Source organism: Streptomyces sp. NPDC057099, from assembly GCF_042671245.1.
Taxonomy (GTDB): Bacteria; Actinomycetota; Actinomycetes; order Streptomycetales; family Streptomycetaceae; genus Streptomyces; species Streptomyces purpurascens.
Window position 1 is genome coordinate 60908 of the sequence record NZ_JBHUTX010000043.1, and the last position, 6960, is coordinate 67867.

Below are 6960 nucleotides of genomic sequence, written 5' to 3' on the forward strand. Positions count from 1 at the left end.
AGTCAACGCCTACTTGCTCTTCTTCTTGCCGGCCTTGGCCAATTCGTCATCAAGGCCCTTGAAGGCATCTCTAGTGCCTTCCACCATCTTCCCCACGGTTTCCAGTGATTCGAGCAGGCGTTTGCGGTTGTCGTCCCAGTTGTCGATGAAGTCAGTCATGGCGTCCTTGAGGCCCGGAGCTCCGACCACCGACTTGATGTCGTCCTTCCACTCGCCAAGATTCCGGAACTCGGTTTGGATCGCATTGAGTTGCTTCGCTGATGTGCTGAGCAGGTCGAAGTCGACAACCAAATCCGACATGTAGTACCCCGTTTTTTCTTTGCTGTCCTTGACGTCAGTCCAGCAGGTCTGCCACTGCTCGCCGTAGTCAGTGTTCGCCACGGCCACGGCGAGTGGTGCGTCACGGCGGAACCCTGCGTGCGGCAAAGGTTTCGTTAAGAGAGTTGACAGTAGTGGCGAGGCTGCCGGTGGCGCCAGGGGAACCCTACGGAGGTAGTTGTTCTGCGGCCTGTGCGCCTGCGGGCCCCGACTGCATAGGTTGTGCCCTGAGAAGCGGTGCACGGCCCACAGCAATGCAGTAGGGCTGTTCGTCGAAACGGGAGGAACAGCTGTTACTCGGACCCGCGTGCAGAAGAAGGGGCAACGGGGCGTTGGTACCCGGGGCAGGTGCGGGCTTCTTCCTGGAGGTCACCGGCGTGGTCAACGGAGCGCAGACGGGCAGCGCCATCGCGCACGCCATGCAGTGCATAGGGAGCGCGACTTCAAGTCCCGCACCATGACCGAGGCGGGAGAGGGCAACTATCGCGAACTCTTCGGCCGTCGCCCCAGCGCCATCCAGGCCTGGGGTGTCATACGGCTGCTGCGCGAGGTGCGCGAAGTCCCCCGGCGCGGTGTAGGGAGCGAACAGCGGGACCGCGTGCACGCGAGAGAAGCCCCGGCCCTTCTGGACGGAGGAGGGTCGGGGCTTCCGTATCGGGAGGGGGCGTCTAGTACGAGGAACCCGACGCGCCCAGTGACCCCGTGGGGTGCCAGACCGTTTTCGTTTCCAGGAACGCCGTCATGCGGTCGGTGCCCGGTGTCTCCGAGTAATCCACAGGCTGTGGACGGAGGACGCGCTTGAGGTTGTCGGCCGCCGCGATCTCCAGTTCCTTCGCGAGGGCCTCGTCGGCGCCCGCGAGGTCTATCGCGTTGACGTCCTGGTGGGAGGCGAGCGGGGTCGCGATCTCGGCCGTACGGCCCGAGAGGACGTTGACCACGCCGCCGGGGACGTCCGAGGTGGCCAGGACCTCGGCCAGGGACAGGGCGGGGAGCGGGGACTTCTCGCTGGCCACCACGATCGCCGTGTTGCCGGTGGCGATGACCGGGGCCACCACCGAGACCAGGCCCAGGAAGGACGACTCCTGGGGCGCCAGCACCGCGACCACGCCCGTCGGCTCGGGGGAGGACAGGTTGAAGAACGGGCCCGCCACCGGGTTGCCGCCGCCGATCACCTGGGCGATCTTGTCGGTCCAGCCCGCGTACCAGACCCAGCGGTCGATCGTCGCGTCCACGACCGCCGCCGCCTTGGACTTCGACAGGCCCTCCGCGTCGGCCACCTCACGCGTGAACTGGTCGCGGCGGCCCTCCAGCATCTCGGCGACGCGGTAGAGGACCTGGCCGCGGTTGTACGCCGTCGCGCCGGACCAGGCGCCGAACGCCTTGCGGGCCGCGACGACCGCGTCACGGGCGTCCTTGCGGGAGGACAGCGGTGCGTTCGCCAGCCACTTGCCCTTGCCCGCCGCGCCAGCGGCTGATGTTTTCGCCGTCACCTCGTACACCCGGCCGCTCTCGGAACGCGGGAACTTCCCGCCGACGTACAGCTTGTAGGTCTTCAGGACGTTGAGCCGATCAGACATCGAGGTACGCCTCCAGGCCGTGGCGGCCGCCCTCGCGGCCGAAGCCCGACTCCTTGTAGCCGCCGAACGGCGAGGTGGGGTCGAACTTGTTGAACGTGTTGGACCAGACGACACCCGCGCGGAGCTTGTTCGCGACCGCCAGGATGCGCGAGCCCTTCTCCGTCCAGATGCCGGCGGAGAGGCCGTACTGCGTGTTGTTGGCCTTGGCGACGGCCTCGTCCGGGGTGCGGAAGGTCAGGACCGACAGCACCGGGCCGAAGATCTCGTCGCGGGCGATCCGGTGCGCCTGGGTGACGTTCGTGAAGAGCGTCGGGGCGAACCAGTAGCCGCTCTCCGGGAGTTCGCAGGCCGGCGACCAGCGCTCGGCGCCCTCCGCCTCGCCCTGCTCGACGAGGGAGGTGATGCGCGTGAGCTGCTCCTCGGAGTTGATCGCTCCGATGTCGGTGTTCTTGTCGAGCGGGTCGCCGAGGCGGAGCGTCGACAGGCGGCGCTTGAGGGAGTCGAGCAGCTCGTCCTGGATCGACTCCTGCACCAGGAGGCGGCTGCCGGCGCAGCAGACCTGGCCCTGGTTGAAGAAGATGCCGTTCACGATGCCCTCGACGGCCTGGTCGATCGGGGCGTCGTCGAAGACGATGTTGGCGCCCTTGCCGCCCAGTTCCAGCGTGAGCTTCTTGCGGGTGCCGGCGACCGTGCGCGCGATCTCCTTGCCGACGGCCGTGGAGCCGGTGAAGGCGACCTTGTTCACGTCCGGGTGGGCCACCAGCGCGGCGCCCGTGTCACCGTAGCCGGGGAGGATGTTGACGACGCCCTTGGGGAGACCGGCCTGGCGGCAGATGTCCGCGAAGAACAGCGCCGAGAGGGGCGTCGTCTCGGCCGGCTTCAGGACGACCGTGTTGCCCGTCGCGAGCGCCGGGGCGATCTTCCACGCCAGCATCAGGAGCGGGAAGTTCCAGGGGATGACCTGGCCCGCCACACCGAGCGGCCTCGGGTTCGCGCCGTAGCCGGCGTGGTCGAGCTTGTCGGCCCAGCCCGCGTAGTAGAAGAAGTGCGCGGCGACCAAGGGCAGGTCCGCGTCGCGCGTCTCCTTGATCGGCTTGCCGTTGTCGAGGGTCTCCAGGACGGCCAGCTCGCGGGAGCGCTCCTGGATGATGCGGGCGATGCGGAAGAGGTACTTCGCGCGCTCCGCGCCCGGGAGCGCCGACCACTTCTCGAAGGCCTTGCGGGCGGCCTGGACGGCGCGGTTCACGTCCGCCTCGCCCGCCTGGGCGACCTCGGAGAGGACCTCTTCGGAGGAGGGGCTGACCGTCTTGAAGACCTTGCCGTCGGCCGCCTCGGTGAACTCACCGTCGATGAACAGGCCGTACGAGGGCGCGATGTCGACGACCGCGCGGGACTCGGGGGCCGGGGCGTAGGCGAATGCCACGTTTTCCATACTCATGGGGTCTCAGTCCACCGTCACGTAGTCGGGGCCGGAGTAGCGGCCGGTGGCCAGCTTCTGGCGCTGCATCAGGAGGTCGTTCAGCAGCGAGGAGGCGCCGAAGCGGAACCAGTGGTTGTCCAGCCAGTCGTCGCCCGCGGTCTCGTTGACCAGGACGAGGAACTTGATGGCGTCCTTGGTGGTGCGGATGCCGCCGGCCGGCTTCACACCGACCTGGATACCGGTCTGGGCGCGGAAGTCGCGGACGGCCTCCAGCATGAGGAGGGTGTTGGCCGGGGTGGCGTTCACCGCGACCTTGCCGGTGGAGGTCTTGATGAAGTCCGCGCCCGCCAGCATCCCGAGCCAGCTCGCGCGGCGGATGTTGTCGTACGTGGACAGCTCGCCCGTCTCGAAGATGACCTTCAGGCGTGCGGAGGTCCCGCAGGCCTCGCGGACGGCGGTGATCTCGTCGTACACCTTCAGATACCGGCCCGCGAGGAACGCGCCGCGGTCGATGACCATGTCGATCTCGTCGGCACCCGCGGCGACGGCCTCGCGGACATCGGCCAGCTTGATGGTGAGCGGGGCGCGGCCCGCCGGGAACGACGTGGCGACGGAGGCGACCTTCACATCGGAGCCGGCGACGGCCTCCTTGGCCACGGCCACCATGTCGGGGTAGACGCAGACCGCTGCCGTGCCGGGCGTCGAACGGTCCGTCGGGTCGGGCTTGACCGCCTTGGCGCCGAGCGCCCGGACCTTGCCCGGGGTGTCCGCGCCTTCCAGCGTCGTCAGGTCGACCATCGAGATGGCGAGGTCGATGGCGTACGCCTTCGCTGTCGTCTTGATCGAGCGCGTACCGAGGGAGGCCGCACGTCCCTCGAGTCCGACCGCGTCGACCCCGGGGAGCCCGTGGAGGAAGCGGCGCAGCGCGCTGTCGGACGAGGTGACGTCCTTGAGGGGGTGAGCTGCGGTGAGTGCAGAACTGGGCATGGTCACCAGACGAGCATATCTACGCGCGTAGCGGCTGTACAGCCCCGGGGTTGTCCTGGGTGGGGACGGGGTGCCGGGGGTGGGGGTGTCGGAGTCCGGCAGAATCGAGGCATGACGAGTCCCGAGTCCCAGTCGCCCGAGTCCAAGGACCGGGTCTACCGGTCGGTCCCGGCCATCGCCGGTGGTGTGCTGCTGCTCGCCATCGCCGGGTGGCTCGGCATCGACGCGCTCGTGTCGGGGGAGGGGCGCACGCAGTGGCTGGCGCTCGCGCTGCTGCTGCTCGGGGTGCCGCTCGTCGTCGCCTTCACCCTGCGGCCTGCCGTGTACGCCGGCGACGACCGGCTGCGGATCCGCAATCCCTTCCGCGTCATCGTGCTGCCTTGGGGGCAGGTCGCCGCGCTGAGGTCCGCCTACTCGAACGAGATCCTCACCGAGTCCGGCGCCAAGTACCAGCTGTGGGCCGTCCCCGTGTCGCTGCGCGCCCGCAAGAAGGCGGCCCGGCGTGAGATGCGGGCGACCGCGCAGGCACGGCGGGCCGTGGGGCGGGACGAGGGGCGTGGCAGTGCGCTCGGGATGCGTGCGGGGCAGGGCCTCGGTGGTGGCGGTGGTCCGGAGCCCGAGGGGCCCACGCGGGCGGAGACCGACCGGATCATGGATGAGCTGAAGGGGTTGCATGAGGCGCGGCACCGGGCGGAGACGGCGCAGGGTGAGGTGACCGTGCGGTGGGCCTATGAGGTGGTGGGGCCGGCGGTTGCCGGGGCGGTGCTTGTCGCGATTCTGCTGGCTGTGGGGTAGGGGCAGGGTTTTGCCTGCTGGGGCGCCCCCGGGGAGGGGCGCCCCTTTTGTTGTGGTCAGATGCCTGCTGACTTCGAGAGGTCGCGTTTGATCGACTCCAGCAGCGTCGTCGCCTGTGCTCGGGCCGTGGGGAGGTCGGCGTGTGACGCGACCGGGATCACGACCTCCAGGTAGCACTTCAGCTTCGGCTCCGTGCCGCTCGGGCGGACGATGACCCGGGCGCCGTCCAGCGTGTAGCGCAGGCCGTCGGTGGGCGGGAGGGTTTCCGTGCCCTGGGTGAGATCGTCGGTGCGGGTGATGGGGAGGCCGGCGAGTTCCGTCGGGGGCTGTTCGCGCAGGCGGTTCATCGCGGCGGCGATGAGGGAGAGGTCCTCCACGCGGACCGACAGCTGGTCCGTGGCGTGCAGGCCGTGTTCCACGGCCAGGTCGTCGAGGAGGTCCAGGAGGGTGCGGCCCTCCGACTTGAGCCGTGACGCCAGTTCCGTGATCAGGAGGGCGGCGGTGATGCCGTCCTTGTCACGTACGCCTTCGGGGTCCACGCAGTAGCCGAGGGCCTCCTCGTAGCCGTAGCGCAGGCCCTCGGCGCGGGCGATCCACTTGAAGCCGGTGAGGGTCTCCACGTGGGGGAGGCCCGCCTTCTCGGCGATACGGCCGAGGAGGGAGGACGAGACGATCGACTCCGCGAAGGTGCCGGTCGCTCCGCGGTGGACCAGGTGGGCGGCCAGGAGGGCGCCGACCTCGTCGCCTCGGAGCATGCGCCAGTCGGTGTCGGGGTCGTTGCCGTTTCCGTCTCGTACTGCGACGGCGCAGCGGTCCGCGTCCGGGTCGTTGGCGATGATCAGGTCGGGGGTGGTTTCGCGGGCCTTGGCGAACGCCAGGTCCATCGCGCCGGGTTCCTCCGGGTTGGGGAACGCGACGGTCGGGAAGTCCGGGTCGGGGTCGGCCTGTTCCGTGACGAGGTCCGGGGTGGGGAAGCCCGCGCGGGCGAAGGCCGCGAGGAGGACGTCCTTGCCCACGCCGTGCATCGCCGTGTACACCGTGCGGGCCGTGCGGGGGGAACCCTGGGCCAGGACGGCGTCGGTGCGGGTGAGGTAGGCGTCGAGGACGCTGTCGTCGAGGGTGTCCCAGCCGTGGGTGGGGCGGGGGACGGTGGTGAGGGACTCGATGGCGGCGATCTCTGCCGCGATGTCGATGTCGGCCGGGGGGACGATCTGGGAGCCGTCGCCCAGGTAGACCTTGTAGCCGTTGTCGCGGGGTGGGTTGTGGCTGGCCGTGACCTCTACGCCGGCGACCGCGCCGAGGTGCCGTATGGCGAAGGCGAGGACGGGGGTGGGGAGGGGGCGGGGGAGGACTGCGGCGCGGAGGCCGGCGCCGGTCATGACGGCGGCGGTGTCCAGGGCGAAGTCGATTGACTTGTGGCGGGCGTCGTAGCCGATGACGACGAGGCCGTTGTCGTGGCCCTGCTTCTTGAGGTACGCGGCGAGGCCCGCGGCGGCGCGGATGACGACCGAGCGGTTCATGCGCATGGGGCCGGCGCCGAGTTCGCCTCGGAGGCCGGCGGTGCCGAACTGGAGGGTGCCGGTGAAGCGGGCGGCGAGTTCGGTGTGGTCCTGGGCGTCGATGAGGCGGGCGAGCTCGGTGCGGGTGTCCGGGTCGGGGTCCTCGGTGAGCCACGCCTGGGCCTGTGCGATGAGTTCGTCGTGCACGGTCGGGTCTCAGCCTCTCGGTTGTCGGTGGGCGGCCTGTGCGGGTGGGGGTGGGGGTGCGTGTCGCGCCTGCGGCTTCGTCGTGGGTCGGGGCCGCGTCGGGGGGGGGGGGGGGGCCGCGCGGCCGGCCGGGGGGGGGGGCGGCCAGGCAGTTGGT

At 69.8% G+C, this 6960-nt stretch carries 6 protein-coding genes; 1 reads left to right on the forward strand and 5 read right to left on the reverse strand.

The features are described 5' to 3' along the window. Positions 1 to 9 precede the first annotated feature (9 nt). The 4 genes from ACFT4A_RS33985 to deoC form a co-directional block, all read right to left on the reverse strand. A complete protein-coding gene (locus ACFT4A_RS33985; protein WP_382838018.1) occupies positions 10 to 387 on the reverse strand; it encodes a hypothetical protein in 378 nt (125 codons plus the stop codon). Positions 388 to 986: 599 nt separating this feature from the next. Continuing rightward, positions 987 to 1895: an aldehyde dehydrogenase family protein gene (locus tag ACFT4A_RS33990; protein WP_382838021.1), complete on the reverse strand. Its 909-nt coding sequence runs from the start codon at positions 1893 to 1895 to the stop codon at positions 987 to 989. Continuing rightward, on the reverse strand, positions 1888 to 3327 hold the full coding sequence (locus ACFT4A_RS33995; RefSeq protein WP_382838039.1) for an aldehyde dehydrogenase family protein: 1440 nt from the start codon (positions 3325 to 3327) through the stop codon (positions 1888 to 1890). Before ACFT4A_RS33995 ends, ACFT4A_RS33990 begins: the two co-directional genes overlap by 8 nt. A 12-nt stretch (positions 3328 to 3339) precedes the next feature. Continuing rightward, positions 3340 to 4302 carry a deoxyribose-phosphate aldolase gene (gene deoC / locus ACFT4A_RS34000; protein ID WP_382838023.1) on the reverse strand — a complete coding sequence of 321 codons (963 nt, stop codon included), beginning with the start codon at positions 4300 to 4302 and terminating at the stop codon, positions 3340 to 3342. A 111-nt stretch (positions 4303 to 4413) separates the two neighbouring features. Here deoC and ACFT4A_RS34005 point away from each other — a divergent pair, with 111 nt between their 5' ends. Next, complete coding sequence (locus tag ACFT4A_RS34005) at positions 4414 to 5097, forward strand: PH domain-containing protein (protein WP_382838025.1); 684 nt, start codon at positions 4414 to 4416, stop codon at positions 5095 to 5097. Between the two features lie 56 nt (positions 5098 to 5153). Here the strand turns inward: ACFT4A_RS34005 and ACFT4A_RS34010 are convergent, their stop codons facing one another. Further along, positions 5154 to 6803 (reverse strand): phospho-sugar mutase, encoded by a 1650-nt coding sequence (locus tag ACFT4A_RS34010; RefSeq protein WP_382838027.1) that lies wholly within the window; start codon positions 6801 to 6803, stop codon positions 5154 to 5156. Between the last annotated feature and the right edge of the window lie 157 nt (positions 6804 to 6960).